Annotated in this window: 19 protein-coding genes; 11 read left to right on the top strand and 8 right to left on the bottom strand. The window is 45.7% G+C overall.

Annotation, left to right across the window (positions count from 1 at the left end; all coding sequences use genetic code 11):
• Positions 1–19 precede the first annotated feature (19 nt).
• Both QT979_RS21450 and QT979_RS29100 read right to left on the bottom strand, forming a co-directional pair.
• Positions 20–730 (bottom strand): DUF547 domain-containing protein, encoded by a 711-nt coding sequence (locus QT979_RS21450; RefSeq protein WP_333311631.1) that lies wholly within the window; start codon positions 728–730, stop codon positions 20–22.
• Positions 731–835: 105 nt separating this feature from the next.
• Positions 836–1,054 (bottom strand): pentapeptide repeat-containing protein, encoded by a 219-nt coding sequence (locus QT979_RS29100; RefSeq protein ID WP_445304799.1) that lies wholly within the window; start codon positions 1,052–1,054, stop codon positions 836–838.
• Positions 1,055–1,369: 315 nt separating this feature from the next.
• Between QT979_RS29100 and QT979_RS21455 the strand changes: the two genes are divergently transcribed.
• Complete coding sequence (locus QT979_RS21455; protein WP_333209461.1) at positions 1,370–2,848, top strand: bifunctional orotidine-5'-phosphate decarboxylase/orotate phosphoribosyltransferase; 1,479 nt, start codon at positions 1,370–1,372, stop codon at positions 2,846–2,848.
• A 292-nt stretch (positions 2,849–3,140) separates the two neighbouring features.
• On the opposite strand, the gene leuB is transcribed toward QT979_RS21455, so the two are convergent.
• On the bottom strand, positions 3,141–4,226 hold the full coding sequence (gene leuB / locus QT979_RS21460; protein ID WP_333311632.1) for a 3-isopropylmalate dehydrogenase: 1,086 nt from the start codon (positions 4,224–4,226) through the stop codon (positions 3,141–3,143).
• 461 nt (positions 4,227–4,687) lie between these two features.
• Between leuB and QT979_RS21465 the strand changes: the two genes are divergently transcribed.
• The 3 genes from QT979_RS21465 (at position 4,688) to QT979_RS21475 (ending at position 7,690) form a co-directional block, all read left to right on the top strand.
• Entirely contained in the window at positions 4,688–5,509 is an 822-nt protein-coding gene (locus tag QT979_RS21465; protein WP_333311633.1) for a Uma2 family endonuclease, read from the top strand.
• A gap of 126 nt (positions 5,510–5,635) precedes the next feature.
• Entirely contained in the window at positions 5,636–6,841 is a 1,206-nt protein-coding gene (locus QT979_RS21470; RefSeq protein WP_333311634.1) for a DUF4336 domain-containing protein, read from the top strand.
• A 198-nt stretch (positions 6,842–7,039) separates the two neighbouring features.
• Positions 7,040–7,690, top strand: coding sequence for a hypothetical protein (locus QT979_RS21475; RefSeq protein WP_333227230.1), 651 nt, complete (start codon positions 7,040–7,042; stop codon positions 7,688–7,690).
• Between the two features lie 49 nt (positions 7,691–7,739).
• Here the strand turns inward: QT979_RS21475 and QT979_RS29105 are convergent, their stop codons facing one another.
• Together QT979_RS29105 and QT979_RS21480 are read right to left on the bottom strand one after the other, a co-directional pair.
• Positions 7,740–7,994 (bottom strand): transposase, encoded by a 255-nt coding sequence (locus QT979_RS29105; RefSeq protein WP_445304800.1) that lies wholly within the window; start codon positions 7,992–7,994, stop codon positions 7,740–7,742.
• A 204-nt stretch (positions 7,995–8,198) separates the two neighbouring features.
• Positions 8,199–9,992 (bottom strand): metallophosphoesterase, encoded by a 1,794-nt coding sequence (locus tag QT979_RS21480; protein ID WP_333311635.1) that lies wholly within the window; start codon positions 9,990–9,992, stop codon positions 8,199–8,201.
• A gap of 418 nt (positions 9,993–10,410) precedes the next feature.
• Between QT979_RS21480 and QT979_RS21485 the strand changes: the two genes are divergently transcribed.
• Complete coding sequence (locus QT979_RS21485; RefSeq protein WP_333311636.1) at positions 10,411–11,424, top strand: acetamidase/formamidase family protein; 1,014 nt, start codon at positions 10,411–10,413, stop codon at positions 11,422–11,424.
• 120 nt (positions 11,425–11,544) lie between these two features.
• Complete coding sequence (locus QT979_RS21490; RefSeq protein ID WP_333209451.1) at positions 11,545–11,829, top strand: hypothetical protein; 285 nt, start codon at positions 11,545–11,547, stop codon at positions 11,827–11,829.
• Positions 11,830–12,083: 254 nt separating this feature from the next.
• Here QT979_RS21490 and galT read toward each other — a convergent pair whose 3' ends face one another.
• Positions 12,084–13,130: a galactose-1-phosphate uridylyltransferase gene (gene galT / locus QT979_RS21495; RefSeq protein ID WP_333214175.1), complete on the bottom strand. Its 1,047-nt coding sequence runs from the start codon at positions 13,128–13,130 to the stop codon at positions 12,084–12,086.
• Positions 13,131–13,357: 227 nt separating this feature from the next.
• A complete protein-coding gene (locus tag QT979_RS21500) occupies positions 13,358–14,017 on the bottom strand; it encodes a restriction endonuclease subunit R (protein WP_333311637.1) in 660 nt (219 codons plus the stop codon).
• 284 nt (positions 14,018–14,301) lie between these two features.
• Here QT979_RS21500 and acs point away from each other — a divergent pair, with 284 nt between their 5' ends.
• From acs to QT979_RS21525, 5 genes are all read left to right on the top strand, one after another.
• Positions 14,302–16,272 carry an acetate--CoA ligase gene (gene acs, locus QT979_RS21505; protein ID WP_333311638.1) on the top strand — a complete coding sequence of 657 codons (1,971 nt, stop codon included), beginning with the start codon at positions 14,302–14,304 and terminating at the stop codon, positions 16,270–16,272.
• 314 nt (positions 16,273–16,586) lie between these two features.
• Positions 16,587–16,793, top strand: coding sequence for a hypothetical protein (locus tag QT979_RS21510; RefSeq protein ID WP_333214181.1), 207 nt, complete (start codon positions 16,587–16,589; stop codon positions 16,791–16,793).
• Positions 16,790–17,044 carry a hypothetical protein gene (locus QT979_RS21515; protein ID WP_333104263.1) on the top strand — a complete coding sequence of 85 codons (255 nt, stop codon included), beginning with the start codon at positions 16,790–16,792 and terminating at the stop codon, positions 17,042–17,044. The genes QT979_RS21510 and QT979_RS21515 overlap by 4 nt, the downstream gene beginning before the upstream one ends.
• Before the next feature lie 238 nt (positions 17,045–17,282).
• Positions 17,283–17,696, top strand: a complete 414-nt coding sequence (locus tag QT979_RS21520) for a hypothetical protein (protein WP_333214182.1) — start codon at positions 17,283–17,285, stop codon at positions 17,694–17,696.
• Positions 17,693–18,094 carry a retropepsin-like aspartic protease gene (locus QT979_RS21525; RefSeq protein ID WP_333214184.1) on the top strand — a complete coding sequence of 134 codons (402 nt, stop codon included), beginning with the start codon at positions 17,693–17,695 and terminating at the stop codon, positions 18,092–18,094. The genes QT979_RS21520 and QT979_RS21525 overlap by 4 nt, the downstream gene beginning before the upstream one ends.
• Positions 18,095–18,146: 52 nt before the next feature.
• Here QT979_RS21525 and QT979_RS21530 read toward each other — a convergent pair whose 3' ends face one another.
• The gene (locus tag QT979_RS21530) at positions 18,147–18,320 is read right to left on the bottom strand and encodes a hypothetical protein (RefSeq protein ID WP_333214186.1); all 174 of its coding nucleotides are present in this window, start codon (positions 18,318–18,320) and stop codon (positions 18,147–18,149) included.
• Positions 18,321–18,441 lie beyond the last annotated feature (121 nt).

The raw sequence follows: 18,441 nt of genomic DNA on the forward strand, positions 1-18,441 counted from the left end.
CTACCCCTAGGCGCAAATTTTATCCTTCAACCCGATTCAAATTCCAGTCATAGGGCAAAAAAACGATCGCCCATCCATCACCCACAGCCGCCTCCGTCCCCAAATAACCGCCCACATACTCAGCCACCGAACCCGCCGCCTTTACAAAATCCTCGCCGTACCACTTAAAAATCTTGCTCAAATAAAGCGTCTTTTTCTCGGCATCATATCGCACCTTATCAGGATTGTGAATAAAACGGCTCACATCCGCTTCTAGTTGAGTCCGTACCGACTCCGGAAAATAAGCCCCCCGGCGCAGCAGCGGGCACCCGACTGAAGCGCAAACTAATGCAAAATGGATGCGCGGTTCGGCAAATTCCGGCCGCAAAATTGCGTGTTCGATTTGATTGAGACTGTACTTTTTGCCGCCAATAATCGTATTTGAACGAGTGAAAAAATCCAAAAAACTCAGCCAGTTGGGAATTCCCAAAACTTTGGGACGGATGGACGCGATCGGATATACTTCCAGAACTTGAGAAATTGCGATCGCATTATACGCATTCAGCCACAACGCCAGCCGCGCATCCGCATCAGTACCATCCGCCAAATCGACATCGGCCAAACTTTCCAGCCACGCCCTCAAAACATCAGCCCCCTCAGCTTTCCAGCGCCGATAATTGACGCGGCCCAAATCGTCAACGTAGCGTTGCAGCAACTCGTCCCAAATCGTAAAGTCGATCGTACCGATCATTTATTACTATCCCTAATCTAAGGCGGGCATTGCTTTAGCTTCTGCTTCTATTTAATACTACCGTCAATCGATTTTAGATTTTAGATTTTAGATTTTAGATTGACTTCACGGATAAATGCGGGGGCTTGAGGATTTTCGATTTTCGATTGATTCCACGGATAAATGCGGGGGCTTGTACCACCTTTGAAATTCTTGGTCAACCAAAATAATACCTCCAACGGTAGCATTTTTTAGATTAACCCCCTCAAACGGGCTCTGGATTAAATTAGCTTGAGTAAAATTAGCGCCTTGTAAATTAGCTTGCCGCCAAGAAGCCCCGCTCAAACTTGCCCCTTGCTAATTCGCATTTGCTAAACTAGCGTACTGCAGGGGAATGCCGATAAAATCGCCGCCCGGACACTGGTTAGTTTACCGCAACTAATTGATTTGCTGCGGCTTAGGTGAAATCACTGGTGTAGCCAACTCGAAAATCATTCCCCATGAAACTGCTCCCAAAGTTACAGATTTCCTGCTCTTTACATTCTACAATCTTAAAAGATTCTTAATTTCAATTTCAACGGGGATCGGTTTCTTCCGGCACAACACCCCTTTCACTTTGATCTGCAATTTTTTTAATTCCCCTTACCTTCCTAACAAATTATGACGGAACGAACCGACTTTTTCGATAAACTGTTAGCGGCTGTTGAAACCAATCAAAGTTTGCTGTATTTAGCCCTCGATCCCGACCCGGAAACCTTGCCCGCGCTGGTTTCGATGACTGGGGAAGAGACTCAAACTTTTGTAACTGATTTGTTGTCAAAGCTAAAAAGTGCGATCGACCAAACAGCCGATTTAATCTGTGCCTGCAAAATCACCCTCGGTTTTTACCAATCTCTCGGTATTCCCGGTTGGGCATTGCTGCAAGAAATTTTAACAATTATTCCCCCTCACCTGCCAGTAATTTTAGATGCCAAACACTGCGATTTAAATACCAGCACAGTGTTTGCCAAAATTGTATTTCAAGACTGGCGAGTTGACGCTATTACCTTAAGTCCCTATCCCGGATTCGACCAAGTAGCGCCATTTTTGTTATACGCCGGAAAAACTGTTTTTGTGCTCTGTGCCACCGCAAACCCCTCAGCGGCGGCTGTGCAAGAATACCCGACGCCAAACAACCCTTTTTACTTGCAATTAGTCCGACTCTCTCAAACTTGGGGAACTCCCGAAAAACTCGGTTTAGAAGTAGGAGTAATGCCGGATATGTTAGCCCGCATCCGCAAAGAAGCTCCTGAACGCCTAATTTTAGTCGAAGGAGACATCGCCGAAGAAAATGACCTCACAGAAGAAAACGACCTCGCACAACTGCTGGCGGCCGGTTTAAGCACAAATGGTGACGGTTTGCTGCTGCCAGTCCCCCCAAGTTTATTAGCGGGGAAAGAGCCGCACCGAGAAATTGAGAAACTGCGGGATAGTATTAATAAACAGAGGGTGCGGGCGATCGAAGGTAGTCCCACTTGCGAATTGTGGCTGCCCGATGTTTGCTTTTTGCAACCGGAACCTCACCGCGATTTAATCTTGCAACTTTATGACATCGGCTGCGTAGTTTTTGGCGACCACGTACAAGCATCCGGCGCCGTATTTCCATATTACATCGACTTGCGGAAAATTATCTCAATTCCGCAGATTTTCCATCAAATTGTCAGCGCTTATGCAGACATTCTCAAGGATTTAAAATTCGATCGCATTGCCGGAATTCCCTACGGTTCTTTACCCACAGCAACGGGTTTAGCATTGCGGATGGAACGCCCGATGATTTTCCCGCGCAAGGAGGTGAAAACTTACGGGGCGGGCAAATTAATTGAGGGGCATTTTCAGGCAGGAGAAACGATTGTCGTAGTCGATGATATTTTGATTAGTGGCAAAAGCGTGATGGAAGGCGCGGCTAAGTTAAAATCGGCTGGGTTGAATGTGGAAGATATCGTGGTATTAATCGACCACGAACAGGGAGTCAAAGATAAGATGCAGGCCAACGGTTATCGCGCACATTCTGTGCTAGCGCTTTCGGAAATTGCTGAAGTTTTGTATCGAGCAAGTCGCATTGATACCGAGCAATTCAAGCTTTTGACTGCGAAACATTAAACCCCAATTCCTGTAGGCACTGGTTTCTTGTTACCGGGATCTGCCTGGGAACGAGTAAGAACTATGTGTGTCAACTTAAGACTAAAACCCTGTATCTCTCTCGTTTGTATCGAAGTCTTGATCCCCCTAAATCCCCCTTAAAAAGGGGGACTTTGAGTGCTTCCAGTTCCCCCCTTTTTAAGGGGGGTTAGGGGGGATCCAGAGGATGGTGACTCACACAGAAGACTGATACTACGTTTAACTTTAGCTTGACACTAATGCAGTAAGAATTCGTCCCTACAATGCCATTCGATCAACCTTGCAAAACTTCAATTAAAGCATTGCCCATCGCCCGACAGCCAACGAGTTTCATGCCTTCCGACATGATATCACCAGTGCGATAACCTCGATCCAAAACTTCGACAACGGCTTGCTCAATTTTATTAGCAGCTTCCGGCTGATTTAAGGCGTAGCGCAGCATCATTGCCGCACTCAAAACTTGGGCGATGGGATTGGCTTTATCTTGTCCGGCGATGTCTGGTGCGGAACCGTGCACGGGTTCAAAAACTCCCGGCCCGCTTGCTCCCAAACTAGCAGAAGGGAGCATCCCAATACTACCAGTTAGCATCGCCGCCGCATCGGAAAGAATGTCGCCGAATAAATTGCCTGTGACAATTGTATCGAACTGTTTCGGCCAGCGAATTAACTGCATGGCTGCGTTGTCAACATAGAGGTGAGAAAGTTCGACATCAGGGTATTCGGAAGAAAGGGCAATAATACGATCGCGCCACAGTTGCGAAACGTCCAAAACATTCGCTTTATCAACGGAACACAGCCTTTTGCTCCGCTTCCTGGCCGTCTCAAAAGCAACTCGCCCGATCCTGTCAATTTCCGACTCGGTGTAAGCCATCGTATTGACACCGCGTTTTTCGCCTGTTTCCGTCTCAAAAATACCTTTCGGTTTGCCGAAGTAAATGCCGCCTGTGAGTTCGCGGATCACCATAATATCCACCCCTTCGACAACTTCCCGTTTCAAACTAGAAGCATCAACCAATTGCGGTAAAATAGTCGCAGGACGCAAATTTGCAAACAATCCCAATCCGGCGCGCAGTCCTAATAATCCAGTTTCCGGGCGCTGTTCGCGGGGCAAATTATCCCACTTGTAACCGCCAATTGCTGCTAACAATACTGCATCGCAGTTGCGGCATTTTTCCAGTGTTTCTTCTGGCAGCGGATTGCCTGTGGCATCAATAGCAGCGCCGCCCATTAAAGCTTCTTGAAATTCAAAGCCGATGTCCAATTGTTGACCGACAAGTTTCAGGACATCTACCGCCACAGCGATAATTTCAGGGCCGATGCCGTCTCCTGGTAAAAGAGTGATGCGGTAGTTTTGAGTCATATCGATTTTGGAGTTTTGATTTGAGATTTGAGATTGAGAGTTAATGGGAATTCTTTGGAAATGCAAGACATTCTCACAAGGTTATAATCATATCAGGATAAGCAACCTCAGAATTCATTGTCAGGAACCTCAGCCTGAAGGCATGAGGCTTGAAAGAGAAATCTGACAAGCCGTTCTGACCAGCCTAAGTCTTAACTGACTACGTTTTTTGAGTCACGACACCCTGGAATGCGTAGCTAGTTCCTTGCTCTGTCGCTGAAGGTTAAACAGTTCTAAGGTCACTGGGACAGTGCTTTCAGCCTAACAAGCTCTTAAAACATTGGCGAAGCTAACTTTACTCCGAAAGGAGATTGAGGCAACCATACCTCGCCGGAGGGGCAACCATACCCCTCCACCCCACAAAAGTTTTAACTCAATGTAAAGCCGTCCTAAAAGGACGGGGTTTCTAACCCATATTTCTGATGACATTCCCGACTTACCCGCCTGCTCAAGCTGAACCGCCTTTAGACCCCCGGCAGAGTTTGCCAACAATGTATGATTTACCTAGCGAAGACCCAAAGGAGCCCGGTTTGCCAGATACATTTCATTTAGATCAGCCGCAACTCTTGGAATTCACGTTTTTGCCGCCGGGATGGGATGCGGAACAAGTCTTTACAGCCAGTGACCTAAATTTGTATTACGATGCAACACAACCGCGCTGGCATAAACGCCCGGATTGGTTTGCTGCGGTGGGTGTGCCAAGGCTTTATCAAGGGCGCGATATGCGTTTGAGTTATGTAGTTTGGCAAGAACGGGTAAATCCGTTTGTGGTGGTGGAATTGCTATCGCCGGGTACTGAAGATGAAGATTTAGGGCGGACTGTTCAGCAAGCTGGGGAACCGCCGACTAAGTGGCAAGTTTATGAACAAATTTTGCGGATTCCTTACTATTTTGTGTTCAGTCGCTACACGGATGAATTGCGAGCTTTTCATCTTGTAGGAGGCCACTATGAACCTGCCGAATTAATTGATGGGCGGTTATTTATTCCTGAGTTGCAGTTGAGTTTAGGTTGGTGGCAAGGCACTTATAAGAGTATGAATCGTTTGTGGTTGCGGTGGTTTACTGCCCAAGGAGGGTTGATTTTGAGTCCGGGTGAAAGAGCGACGGCGGCGGAACGGCAACTGATAGAATCTCAACAGCAAGTAATTGAAGCTCAACAGCAACTCACAGAATCTCAACAGCGAGAGGAAAGACTAGCGGCGCGGTTGCGGGAACTAGGCATTGATCCTGAACAGTTGGTTTAATAGTTCTCGCACCCAGGCCTGGTGAAACCCGGTTTCAACTCCTCGAATCCGCGCAACAGGAGTGAAATAAGATAAAAATAGTTCGATCGCACGCACGTACAAAAAAATCGGCAAGGAGTCGCACCAGTGGCAGAGGGCGAAGGCATACCAACATCAGCACAGATTGATTCTAGGGACTATTCTTGGGCCTTTTGGCCAGTCGTCCCCCTCTATCCCTACAGCAAGCGGCGCACCATCCGCAAGGAAATAGTTAAAGATACAATCTGGACTTTTGACCAGCTACAAGGCATTTTCTACGTTGTCGTCCCGATTCGGATGACAGTAATTAAATTAGAACCCGAAGGCCTTCTCGTCTATGCCCCCGTTGCACCGACTCCTGAGTGCATCCGCTTGGTAAAAGAGTTAGTAGCAGAGCACGGCGAGGTGAAGTACATCCTGCTGACAACGGTTTCCGGCATCGAGCACAAAGTTTTTGTCGGCCCCTTTGCGAGGTGTTTTCCCGAAGCGCAGGTATTTGTCGCCCCGCAGCAGTGGAGTTTCCCCGTGAATTTGCCGCTGAGTTGGCTGGGTTTGCCCGCGAAACGCACGTCTGTACTGCCCTTTGACAGCAGCAACACGCCGTTAGTCGATCAATTTGACTGGGCAATTCTCGGCCCCCTCGACCTTGGTTTGGGCAAATTTGCAGAAGTTGCGTTATTTCACAGACGATCGCGCACGCTGATGTTAACAGATTCCGTGGTTTCCATTCCCGAAAATCCTCCCGCGATCGTCCAACTCGACTCGTACCCGCTGCTATTTCACGCCAAAGACAGCGCCTCGGACATTGTGGCAGACACCCAGGAAAATCGGCGCAAAGGGTGGCAGAGAATTGCCTTATTTGCCATGTATTTTAGCCCCAGCGTGCTGGAAGTACCGCCGTGGTCGGAGGTATTTGCTAGCGCGCGCAAAGCGCCAGAACGCTCTAGGAAAGCTTATTTCGGGTTGTATCCGTTCAAGTGGAAAACAGATTGGGTGCGATCGTTTGAGGCTTTGCGGGGAGGAGGGCGGTTGTTTGTGGCGCCGATTTTGCAGACATTGATTCTCAACCGCGCGCCGAGGGAAACTCTCGATTGGGTGGATAAAGTGGCGAGTTGGGACTTTCAAAGAATTGTACCTTGTCACTTCGATAGTGCGATCGACTCCCAGCCGCGTGAATTTCGGCAAGCATTCTCATTTCTGAAAAAACACTCGCCTGTTAATTCCTTACCCGAAGATGATTTTAAATTGCTCAGGCAGATTGATGCGGGTTTGAATAAAACTGGTTTGGTTCCGCCTGCGAAAGACAAGGTTTAATCTTACATCTTCCACCTTTGTTAAGCACAGGCAAGATGCCTGTTCCACACAACTCAATTTTCTTGTGGAACGGGCCGGAGAACCCGTTCCTAAACAGGTAATTAAACAGGGTGCAACATCTCAGTTTAATCTTATACCAAGTTGCGTTCAGACGTACAATCATGAGTGATACCAAGTTGGCGTATAAACCGTAATTCCATGAATAAGAAAAACTTTTTGCTGGTACTCTGTCTGTTGCTACCAAGCCTAGTCATAGGCTGCAAGCAGCCACAAACCTCTCAACAAACATCAAGTCCCTTTGTCCGCACACAAACCACCACCATCCCAGGTTGGAAAAAATTTGAGGGACGCGGTGTACAATTGCAGTTACCGGAGAGTTATAGCGGCGGAGATCTCAGCCAATATCTGGACGTGGTGGTTCAGAAGCTGGAATCTTTGGGGCCCTACTATCAGCAGGTAGCTCAGTCACTCAAACAGAATCCATCCGCATTCGTCATCTGGGCTTTTGACTCGAAGGTTAGTAAAGCAGGTTTTCTGAGTAATGTCGCTATTGCTATAGAGTCAGTTGGACCTACAGTGACAATAGATACATACTTGGATCTGATTCCTAAACAATTACCCAGCGAATTTCGTGTCGTGGAGCAGAAGAAAGTGTCGCTTGACCGCTATCAGGCAGGTCAGATCGTGATAGAAGCAACAATTTCCGGTGTAACTGCCAAACAGATAATCTACACGATTAAGCAAGGGAGCAATATGTGGATTGTTGCATTCTCTACCAGTGCTGAGGAATTTGAAGAGCGCAGGCCCACGTTTGAACAAAGTATTAACACGTTTTCAGTGAGCGATTAGCTCGACTTTTTTTCCAGCGAACATTGTAGGTCTGTTGTATAAGCTGATACTAAGTTGCTTTCAAAGAGCTTATTCTAAAATGTGGGAAATAAGTCATTGAGCGCAAGCGTTCCGGATTAGATGCTAGATTGACAAGTCCATGACAAAGTTCATCGACTACCTTAGACATTGACTTGAATATTCGGTTATTAAAGTAGTTTTCTCGTAAATCTTCCCACAGATGTTCAACGGGCATTAATTCGGGGCTATAAGACGGTTGATTCAACAGCCGAATATTTTCGGCGATTTCCAAATTATTTGACATTTATCACCCTCAACTAGATTCTACATCACAATGCAGCTTGGTATTACATCTTGCACCATTCTCAAGAACAGGCAAGATGCCTGTTCCACAAAACTCAATGTTATTGTGGAACGGGCATCTTGCCTGTTCCTAAATAGCTAATTGAGAATAGTGCAAGATCTCAGTTGACTCAGATATCTGTAGGGACACGGCAATGCCGTGCCCTTACCTTTCGCACTTAAACTCATCAAACTTCACCACTTCCGACTCTGGTTTCCGCGTATCAAAATAGTAGCTGCTAACCGTACCCTCGCCCGTATCAAAAATAGTAAACGCAGTAATATCATTGCTATCAATATACGGCAGTGGCCGCCCGTCTTCTCCCAACAAAGGCGCAACAGTCGGCACTACAGGTTCCAATCCGTTCGGGTCTCCAATAGCGCTGTAATCTTCCCGATATGCCGGCGGCACAAATCGGCGCTTTTCCCCCACAAAAGCACCGTAACTGTTGCCCACATTAGAAGTCTCCAAAAAGTGCATTCCGCTGGAACTTACAAACCGATTCCATAAGTGGGAATGTCCGTAGAATACCAACTGCACGCCCGCTGTTTCTAGTAGCGGCACTACATCCCGAATCAGATAATCTTGCTGTTTCGGATACTCGTAACGCACCATTTTAATCTCGCCATCGAGAGCGCGATCGACTATTTGCGCTGGATCAGTATAAGCAGGTACAATATTGTCACCCAGAGAATGCGGCGGGTAGTGAAACATCACAATTTTATATTTTGCCTGCTGGAATTCCGCACTTTTTAACTCTTGTTGCAGCCAATTATATTGAGGGCTGCCCTTGACAATCGGCTCAAAAATATGCTGTCCGTAGCCCCATTTTTCGGGATTATTAAAATCTTCGTCTCGTTCCCGATACCTGCCTCTCGCACCCGGATCTAAATTCGGAGTCCGCCAGATATTCGCAACGTATAAAGTCACTAACCGCACGTCGCCAAAAGTCACAGCATAGTAATTCTTTTCGCCCGGCAAATTGAAGATCTCGTCATAGGTATCGCTATTAAAACTATTGTTTTTCAGCCATATCTTTCGCACTGAAGAGTCATTATTAGGATTCAAAGATGCAGCACGTTGAGCGTATATTTTTTCGGCAGCCACGCGGGGAAAAGGATCATTAAATTGGTCGTTGAGGGCGCTGGTAGTTGAAAACCTGCCCATGATTTCGTGATTGCCAATGGCGGGAAATAAAGGCGCGTGTTGGATTAGTTCGCCGCCGCTGTAAACGGTTTTGATGCCGTTTTTGTCCAGTTCGGAAAATGCGCGCCCTTGCATAGCGGGAAAGAATGCCCGGCCTCGGTAGTCGTCAAACCATTCGGAAGCGCGATCGGGTATATTAATTAAATCCCCAGCCATGAAAACCGCGTCAACTTTGCCAATTGTTTCACCTACTTTCTGGAGATTTGCTGCTGTCATCGGCATCAATTGATGGTCGGAAGTGAGGAGGATTTTGAGCGGCATTCCTGCTGCTGGTTTTGAAGAAAGAGTGAAAACTTGGCTGCTGACAGATGCGCCATTTTTCCTTTCGCTAGTGACTCGATAAGGAATGGGAACACCGGGCCTTAAATTGGGGACTTCTGCTTCGTGGCGCCAGATGTCGCGGACAATTGGATTACTGTCAATTATGCTTTGTTTCATTTCATCGGAGATGCGCGAGTCTTTGTCTTCGCGAGTGCGGCTTAGCTTGGTAGTATTTGCCGTCAGAGTTTGATTCAAATTTTCGCCGTAAGTAACAGTGTTGCGAGTACCAACAAACTCGGTAAACCAGACAACTCGCACCGAGTTTACTGTTGGAAGTTGCAGAAACGGATCGGTTAAAAGCTGAGGTTGGTTGAGGTGAGATTGCATAATGAAACCTAGCAGTAGGACAATCAAAATCAAAAGACCAAAAAACCAGGGATTGCGAGAATAACCTTGAGAAGTTTCTACTGTATTAGGCAAATGCGTTAACATAAGTCATTAGTCATTAGTTGTAGGGGTGGGTTTTACCAGCCAAACAGAACTCCCCCCAAATACATATAAACCCGCGCCACCAACTTTAAATTTTAAACTACCAACGTTATCAAAAAGTTAAGAAATTAGTAAAATATCTCCGATAAAAGAAACCTCCATCCTTTTGGGAAATCTTCTTATAGCGGTTCTCAGGAAAGTAAGGTACTCTTCCTGTTTGCCCAATGCCCAATGCCCAATGCCCAAAAACAGCTCATGTTACTGAGAAAGGCTATATCTCTGAATTCTCTTTCTCTGCGCCCTCTGCGCCCTCTGCGGTTCATTAAAAAAAATCTTTCTCAAAAAGGCTTGAGACTTGCGATATAACATTCTTAACACCCTTACTTCAATCTAAAATCTCAAATCTCAAATCTAAAATCCCATGACTCGCCACCTTCTCAAGGCTAACTGCAAAACCGTACACTTAGGCGGTTTCTCTCCGAATATCGAACCTGCTTTAAGGGTGGATTCGGGCGATCGCATCGATATCGAAACCTATTCAGGATATTATGTTGCTGACAAAGCGCCGCCGGAATTTCTCACCCCCGAATTTTTAGATATTTGTCAGAATTTGCCTCCCAACCGCAAAGTTGGGCCGGGGCCCCACTTGCTGACAGGCCCGATTTATGTTAACAATGCCGAACCGGGAGACGTTTTAGAAATTCACATTGAGGATGTTTACCCCAGTTTACCAGTAGGATTTAATGCAATTCGCGCCGGATGGGGAGCTTTGCCTGAGTATTTCCCCGAACCTAAATTGCGGTTTATTCCGCTAGATTTAGAGCAAAAAACTGCTGAATTTCCCACAGGTAGCAGCATTCGGATTCCCCTGCATCCTTTTTTTGGCATTATCGGCGTTGCCAATGCAGGAATCAACCGTTCTTCTATTCCTCCAGCGCGCTACGGCGGCAATATGGACAATCAGGAACTCCAACCAGGAACGCGGTTATTTTTACCTGTTTTTATGCGGGGCGGTTTACTGTCCATCGGCGACGGACATTCGGCACAAGGAGACGGTGAAGTTGACGGTACTGCCATTGAAACTTCGATGAATGGGACTATTCAAATCATCTTACGCAAGGATTTATTTCTGATATTTCCGTTTGCAGAAACGCCCACTCATATTGTGATTATGGGATTTGGTAGAACATTAGATGAAGCGTTTGAGATGGCGGTAAAACAGACGGTTTATTGGTTGCAAAAGTTTGCGGGTTTCCAAGAGGAAGATGCTTATGTTTTGTGTTCCCTCGCGGTAAATTTTCGGATTACGCAGGCTGTCAACAATCCTCAAAAAGGAGTTCACGGAATGATTCCCAAGTGTATTCTGCTCGATGTGAACATTATTGACCACCGAGCGGGAGGTAAAATGATAACACGCGATCGACCCAAAAATTAGGATCGCGATCGCACAAACTACACAAATTTGTCACTGCTGTGGTCGATCAGGATCGCGTTCCTGTGGACAATTAAGCTTAAAATGGATTAAGTTACCAGTTCTACCTAAATCGAACTCAACATGAAAAACCAGACTGACGATGTTGCCAAAAAAGATTTAGTCGATCGAGCTTTTGGGAGTGCAGCAATACCAGATCCAACAGCGTGGGTGCACGAACATTATTTTCTGGCTAATTTCGCCGATACTCTGGCCCACATCCAAGAAAATATGTCTGAAGACAGTTGCGAAATCGGGGAGAATGGTGAGTCGGGCGAGGGAATATTATCGATCGATGCCAAAATTAGAGATATGTTGAGAGCTACTTTTAGCGACGACGGCTGGCAGTATGTCGAAAGTTTATTGTGAGGTTGGTAACATCCATAAGTATTTGTACGTTCATAAATTTAGAGCGTAAGTTATACCAGTTTAAAAAAAGAATCCAACTTTAGGCCGGTGATCTAAACCCTTAGATCATGCGTTATTCCTAATTCTTTAATCTCAAATATCAAATCTCCAATAATATCAGTTTCCTCCCCCAACGCAGACTCGCAACTGGGAGTAGCTGCGTGCATTTTTACCCCAATTTGAAGTAAATTTGACCTATTGTGATCTAGAATACTTTAGATGTGGGAAAAATTACTGTCGCTAGGAATTTCGATCGATCGCAAAAACGCCGCACTTTCTTCGGGCAAAGCAGTATTGATAAACATCCCGCTGCCCAACTCAAACCCAGCTTGCTTGGTGACTCTGGGAATAATTGCGATATACCAGTGAAAGTATTTTGTTCCCCCTTCGGCGATCGGTGCCGATCGAATATTATAGTTGTAATCAGGATTGTTCAATCCGTAATAAAGCTTAGCCAGTACAGTTTTCAAAGTATCAGCAAGATCCGTAATTTCCCCATCAGTAATTTCATCAAACGAAGAGGAATGTCGGCGCGGAAAAATCCAAGTGTGAAACGGTGAAAGTGCAGCGTAAGGGATAAAAGCCACAAAATGTTCACTCTCACAAATCACTCTTTCTCTCGCCGCTAATTCATCTTCCAAAGTCCGGCAAAACAGACATTCTCCCGTGTCGTCAAAATATCTAATAGCTTCGTCGATGCGGCTGCGAAATTGGCTGGGTACAACAGGCGTAGCAGCTATCTGCGAGTGGGGATGTTCGAGAGAAGTTCCGGCAGTTTCTCCGTGATTTTTGAAGATAATAATTGTTTCAATGTGGGGATTTTTTCTAATTTCTACATAGCGCTGGCGGTATACTAAAAGTATGTTTTCAACTTCTTCAACACTCAACAAAGCTGTCGTCAAATCGTGTCGCGGATGTTCGACAATTACTTCGTGCACGCCGATTCCCGCCATCGTGCGGTGAATTCCCGATGATATCCTCATCCATTCTGCTGTCGGGGAGAGGGCGGGATATTTGTTGTGAATTGCCCGGACTTTCCACCCAGTGCGTGAAGCGAAGCTATCCCGTAGGGAATCGCCCAAACGGCAAGTTTCTAAGGTTCCGTCTTCTTCATTTCCCACGCAAAACGGGCAATCGGCACGGTGGCGTGGCACTGCTGCTGTCCACTTTTTTTTGTTTGCGAATTGATCCGGTCTTGTCGCCCGTTCGGTGGCGATGATAACCCAATCTCTGGTAATTAAATTTTGTCTAAGTTCAGACACTTTTTTACCTTCAGTTGCAGGGTTTAACCGTTTATTATTGTATAAAAAAATTAGTATTTTGTCACTCCCTATTGCAGTTTTTTAACAAATCTTGATTTCTAAATCTCCGGCAGTTCCCAACAGAAGTTAACAACAGTTGGCCTCGACGATAGAATGCGATTAAGACTAAATTGTTACAGAATATCTGTCTAGGCAGTACAGGCAAGCACAGATTTCAACCGCAGAGATTAAGCCAACTGCAACTGCACATTCTGCAACTTGCAAATCGCTTTTAACACTTGCGCCAACAAGAGCGATCGCTCTCGGTCAATCAAATTCAATTCCGGTAAAATCTGATAAGTACAAGGATTTCCCCGCGTCAGATAGACAAACTGATAGTTACGTCCATTCGTCGTCAATCCCCAAACAGACGATTGCTGCTGCAAACTTTTATAAGCATAAGTCAGCAATTGTGGCAAACCGGCCCAAGGATCGATCGCACTATTTTTCGCCTCCACTACCAAAATCCAAAACTGTGACGCCGCGAGTTCTGCATCCGGCTGATTTACCGCTAAGACATCTAAGCGCCCTTTAATTAAAGTATCCCCATCCTCAACCTCGATCGCGATGCTATCTTCCATTGTCAGCACGATCGGAATATCAAAAAATCCTGCTAATCTCATTAACGGTGAAAGCACTAAAAATTTAACGAGTTCTTCGGAAACTTTTCCTGCGGATAAGTAGCGTCGAAAGTCAGTTCTAATTTTTAATATTTCCTGCTGTTCTAATTCTAACAGCGCTTCCAGAGAGAAAAAATCGGTGAAGGCCTCTCCTTCTCGCTCTTCCAGTTTGAGAAGGCGGCGAACGTCATTTAGCGACAGTTGGCTTGCTTCTAAATTTTGGATCATGCTTTTCCCTATCATTCAGATTGAATAATTTTTTTCAAGCAGCTTCACATCATTGTACTATCAAACTAAAATTTATACAATATTTTATATAAAAGTTTTCCCGAAACGAAGCTCGATCGAACTTTATTTGGTCTCAAAAGTCGAGGCAATTATAATTTTCAAATAAACAGCCACAGCCCCAACATTTACACAATTCCCAAAATTCTTAACGAAACTCAAGATATTTTTGCACTCAATTGCGTACAAAATAGTTTAAAGAAGTAGATGCAGTTACAGAAAAAACAATGTCACAAGATACCATCGAATCAATTCTGCATGAAAGACGGCTATTTCAGCCGCCCGCTGAATTCTCCCAAAAAGCTCACATCAAAAGCCTAGAAGAGTACAAAGCCCTCTACGACAAAGCCAAAGCTGACCCCCAAGCATTCTGGGCAGAACTCGCCGCCCAAGAATTAGACTGGTTCCAAAACTGGGATACCGTGCTCGACTGGCAACCGCCTTTTGCTAAATGGTTTGTCAACGGTAAAATTAATATTTCTTACAATTGTCTCGATCGCCACTTAACCACTTGGCGCAAAAATAAAGCCGCCCTGATTTGGGAAGGTGAACCCGGCGACTCCCGCACCCTCACCTACGCGCAACTCCACCGCGAAGTCTGCCAAATGGCGAACGTCATCAAACAATTGGGAGTCCAAAAGGGCGATCGCGTCGGCATTTATATGCCCATGATTCCCGAAGCTGCGATCGCCATGCTAGCCTGCGCCAGAATCGGTGCAGTACACAGCGTTGTTTTTGGTGGTTTTAGTGCAGAAGCTTTGCGCGATCGACTTAACGACGGCCAAGCAAAACTCGTCATCACCGCAGACGGTGGCTTCCGCAAAGATACCGCCGTCGGCCTCAAAACACAAGTAGACAAAGCATTAGCAAATAATGCCACACCAAGCGTTACCAACGTTCTCGTAGTTCAGCGCACCAAACAGAAAATTGACATGGAACCAGGGCGCGATCATTGGTGGCACGATTTGCAAAAAGGTGCATCGGCAAATTGTCCCGCCGAACCGATGGACAGCGAAGATATGCTGTTCGTACTCTACACCAGTGGCAGTACCGGCAAACCGAAAGGAGTCGTCCATACAACCGGTGGTTATAACCTTTATACCCACATGACAACCAAATGGATATTCGACCTCCAAGATACCGATGTTTACTGGTGTACTGCTGATGTCGGCTGGATTACTGGACACAGTTATATTGTCTACGGGCCGCTGTCCAACGGTGCGACAACTTTAATGTATGAAGGTGCTCCTCGCCCTTCAAATCCTGGCTGTTTTTGGGATGTAATTGAAAAATACGGCGTCACCGTTTTCTATACTGCACCCACTGCGATCCGAACATTCATGAAAATGGGCGAACACTTGCCCAACGCGCGCAATTTGTCATCTTTACGATTGTTAGGAACCGTCGGCGAACCGATCAATCCTGAAGCTTGGATGTGGTATCAGCGCGTAATTGGCAACTCGAATTGTCCGATCGTCGATACTTGGTGGCAAACAGAAACCGGGGGAATTATGATTACCGCTTTGCCCGGTGCAATTCCTACAAAACCCGGTTCTGCAACCCTACCGTTCCCCGGAATTGTGGCTGATGTTGTTGACCAAGATGGGGAACCAGTCACTAACGAAAGCGGCGGTTATTTAGTGGTAAAACATCCTTGGCCGGGAATGATGCGTACACTTTACAACGATCCCGATCGCTTCCGTCGCACTTATTGGGAATATTTGCACCCGAAAGATGGCGAATTCGTGTACTTTGCTGGAGACGGCGCGCACAAGGACAAAGACGGTTATTTCTGGGTAATGGGCCGCGTTGACGATGTAATTAATGTGGCCGGACACCGACTCGGCACAATGGAAGTTGAGTCAGCTTTGGTATCGCATCCAGCGGTGGCGGAAGCTGCGGTTGTTGGCAAACCTGATGAGATTAAAGGTGAGGAAATTGTGGCTTTTGTCACGCTGGACAACTCGCAGCAACCTAGCGATGAATTGGCTAAGGAATTGAAGCAGCACGTTGTTAAGGAAATTGGGGCGATCGCCCGTCCCGGCGAAATTCGATTTACTGATGCTTTGCCGAAGACTCGAAGCGGGAAGATTATGCGCCGATTGCTGCGTTCTTTGGCTGCGGGACAAGAGGTTTCTGGGGATACTTCGACTTTGGAAGACCGGACGGTTTTGGATAAGTTGCGGGGAGGTGCATAGGGGTATTTTTCCAACCGCAGATGTAGGCAGATAAACACAGATGAACGCAGATATAATTACATTAGCGTTCATCTGTGATTGAATTGTTCGGTATAATTGAAATCGGGTGCATCCCAATTTTGTAAGGGATCTCGCATTCCGCCAGATAATTTATTAGTTATAAGCAGAGACTTACTGCCGGAATCCGAGAACCCCTACGAATATATTTGCAAAAATGAGATGCACCGATTGAAATCTTGCAGAATAGCCAGAAACCGGGTTTCTTTGGGTTTATTGACCATGATGTAATATTTACGGCAATATAGAGTGTAGGAATGTTAGAAAACCCTGGAAATAAAGTTTGGCTTGATGCAGACACAATCGTTGCTACTAGCGATCGGCAAGCTGCTATTCGTCGCTGCCGTGAGTTGGCAGAGTATAATGAATTAAGAGGCGAGGGGCGCTGCACTTTCTGCGGTGTCATTCTCAATAAGAGTGGTAAGTCATACCGCTGTATTTTTGAACGGGAGATAGAGGAATGAGTCAGATGTGGACTGAAGAGCAAATCAGACAAATAATCCCAGATATTGATTCACAGTTAGACGACAGCGATATTCCAACGGTGATTATTAAGGGTGAAGGTAGCAGTATTTTTCTCCAGTTTGAGAACCGTCGCGAGATTGAATTTTTGATAGCCCAATTATCTAACCTACTTATTCATCACGAGGAATTAGATATGGGAGTTACTGTTAAGGGGTATGTGACAACATTTGGTGAGTATAGCTCTCAATAGCCTGCAACACTACTTCTGAAAGAAAACGGCTTTGGATAAATGGCGGGCTGATTCCTAGGGGTATTTTTGCAACCGCAGATGTAGGCAGATGAACGCTGATGAACGCAGATAAGATTACATCAGCGTTTATCTGTGTTTATCTGCGGTTTACCAACTAGAAATCTGAGTTAGTATTATTATCAGCTAATTGAAGAGTGAGTTATCATAGAAAATACTTCAACATTTCTTGAGACGCGCCATGCTCCCAGAAACCGTACAGTTGCAAATTCCTTTTCAAGTCCTAGTAGATGTGATCGCCTCCCTCCAACTCGAAGAAAAACGCCGACTTTGGCAACTATTAAATGAAGAAATTACTCAAGCAGAAACCGACCTGCCCTCTCAAGTTCTAATTCAAAATAACAATGGGTCGGATTACAAACCCACAGGGGAAATCTTGACGGCGGCAGAAATACGCGATCGCTATCCCCGCGAGTGGGTGCTAATTGCTGATACTGAATCCGACGATTTATGGAATGTGATTCGCGGTGAAGTCTTAGCTCATTCACCGCAGCGAGAGGAAATAGACCGAGCTTTGACCAAATTTAAAGATGTCCGGTCAATTTCTATAGAATACACTGGCCCTATTCCTGATGACTATTCGGTGCTGTCGTGACTTCACAAAAACTTTATAGGTGCTCGCGTTACGGAAATTTACTCGTCTTAAAAGCTGCTGCCTCTAGCACAAGTAATACTGTCAGACAATTCAGATTATTAGTTGATACAGGCTCAACTTATACCGTTTTGCGGGTAAATATATTAGAAGCTCTTGGTTGCGATATCCAAAATCCTCTACGCAGAATTAGGACATCAGCAGGTGGTGGTATTGTGGAAGCACCAGTAGTAGCTGTGCCTTGGTTTAATTGCTTGGGCGAGCGTTTAGAAAAATTTCCTATAGTTGCCTACACGTTACCTGCGACCACTTTTGTAGACGGTTTGCTAGGGATGGATTTTCTTGCTCCTATGCAAGCTGTTATCTACGCTAAAGAGGGAGAGATTCGCATTCGTTTATGACTTATCTAGAACTTCTATATTTTGATGGCCGAAACTGATGCTGGGGAAGCTATTAGAGCGTTCCGTCGAGAGATGTAGCCGATCGCAAGCAATATTTGAACTTGGGTGGAGCGATCGCTTGCATACTACAGTTAGGCGATCGCTCTTTTGTTATCCAAAATTCATCGACGGCAAAAATAATTTGACCGAGTTTAGCACCCGGTTTTACACATTCCAGAAGAGCCATTATTCTTTCTCCTTATGCTATGTTAGATATTTTTACTGTAGCAACATTGGTGACAAGTTAAGACTGTAAGTCTTTTGTCAAGAGGCTTTTAGAGAATTGTTGAAAAAAAACTGGTCAGACC

The organism is Microcoleus sp. w2-18bC1 (genome assembly GCF_036700365.1).
In the GTDB taxonomy this organism is placed as follows: Bacteria; Cyanobacteriota; Cyanobacteriia; order Cyanobacteriales; family Microcoleaceae; genus Microcoleus.

Coding starts and splice junctions, on each gene's coding strand:
- QT979_RS21515 (WP_333104263.1), top strand. CDS start 16,790: ATGAGTCAGATGTGGACTGAAGAGCAAATCAGACAAATAATCCCAGAT.
- QT979_RS21520 (WP_333214182.1), top strand. CDS start 17,283: ATGCTCCCAGAAACCGTACAGTTGCAAATTCCTTTTCAAGTCCTAGTA.
- QT979_RS21465 (WP_333311633.1), top strand. CDS start 4,688: ATGACATTCCCGACTTACCCGCCTGCTCAAGCTGAACCGCCTTTAGAC.
- QT979_RS21530 (WP_333214186.1), bottom strand. CDS start 18,320: ATGGCTCTTCTGGAATGTGTAAAACCGGGTGCTAAACTCGGTCAAATT.
- QT979_RS21455 (WP_333209461.1), top strand. CDS start 1,370: ATGACGGAACGAACCGACTTTTTCGATAAACTGTTAGCGGCTGTTGAA.
- QT979_RS21480 (WP_333311635.1), bottom strand. CDS start 9,992: ATGTTAACGCATTTGCCTAATACAGTAGAAACTTCTCAAGGTTATTCT.
- QT979_RS21490 (WP_333209451.1), top strand. CDS start 11,545: ATGAAAAACCAGACTGACGATGTTGCCAAAAAAGATTTAGTCGATCGA.
- QT979_RS21450 (WP_333311631.1), bottom strand. CDS start 730: ATGATCGGTACGATCGACTTTACGATTTGGGACGAGTTGCTGCAACGC.
- QT979_RS21500 (WP_333311637.1), bottom strand. CDS start 14,017: ATGATCCAAAATTTAGAAGCAAGCCAACTGTCGCTAAATGACGTTCGC.
- QT979_RS21475 (WP_333227230.1), top strand. CDS start 7,040: ATGAATAAGAAAAACTTTTTGCTGGTACTCTGTCTGTTGCTACCAAGC.
- QT979_RS21485 (WP_333311636.1), top strand. CDS start 10,411: ATGACTCGCCACCTTCTCAAGGCTAACTGCAAAACCGTACACTTAGGC.
- QT979_RS21510 (WP_333214181.1), top strand. CDS start 16,587: ATGTTAGAAAACCCTGGAAATAAAGTTTGGCTTGATGCAGACACAATC.
- leuB (WP_333311632.1), bottom strand. CDS start 4,226: ATGACTCAAAACTACCGCATCACTCTTTTACCAGGAGACGGCATCGGC.
- QT979_RS29105 (WP_445304800.1), bottom strand. CDS start 7,994: ATGTCAAATAATTTGGAAATCGCCGAAAATATTCGGCTGTTGAATCAA.
- acs (WP_333311638.1), top strand. CDS start 14,302: ATGTCACAAGATACCATCGAATCAATTCTGCATGAAAGACGGCTATTT.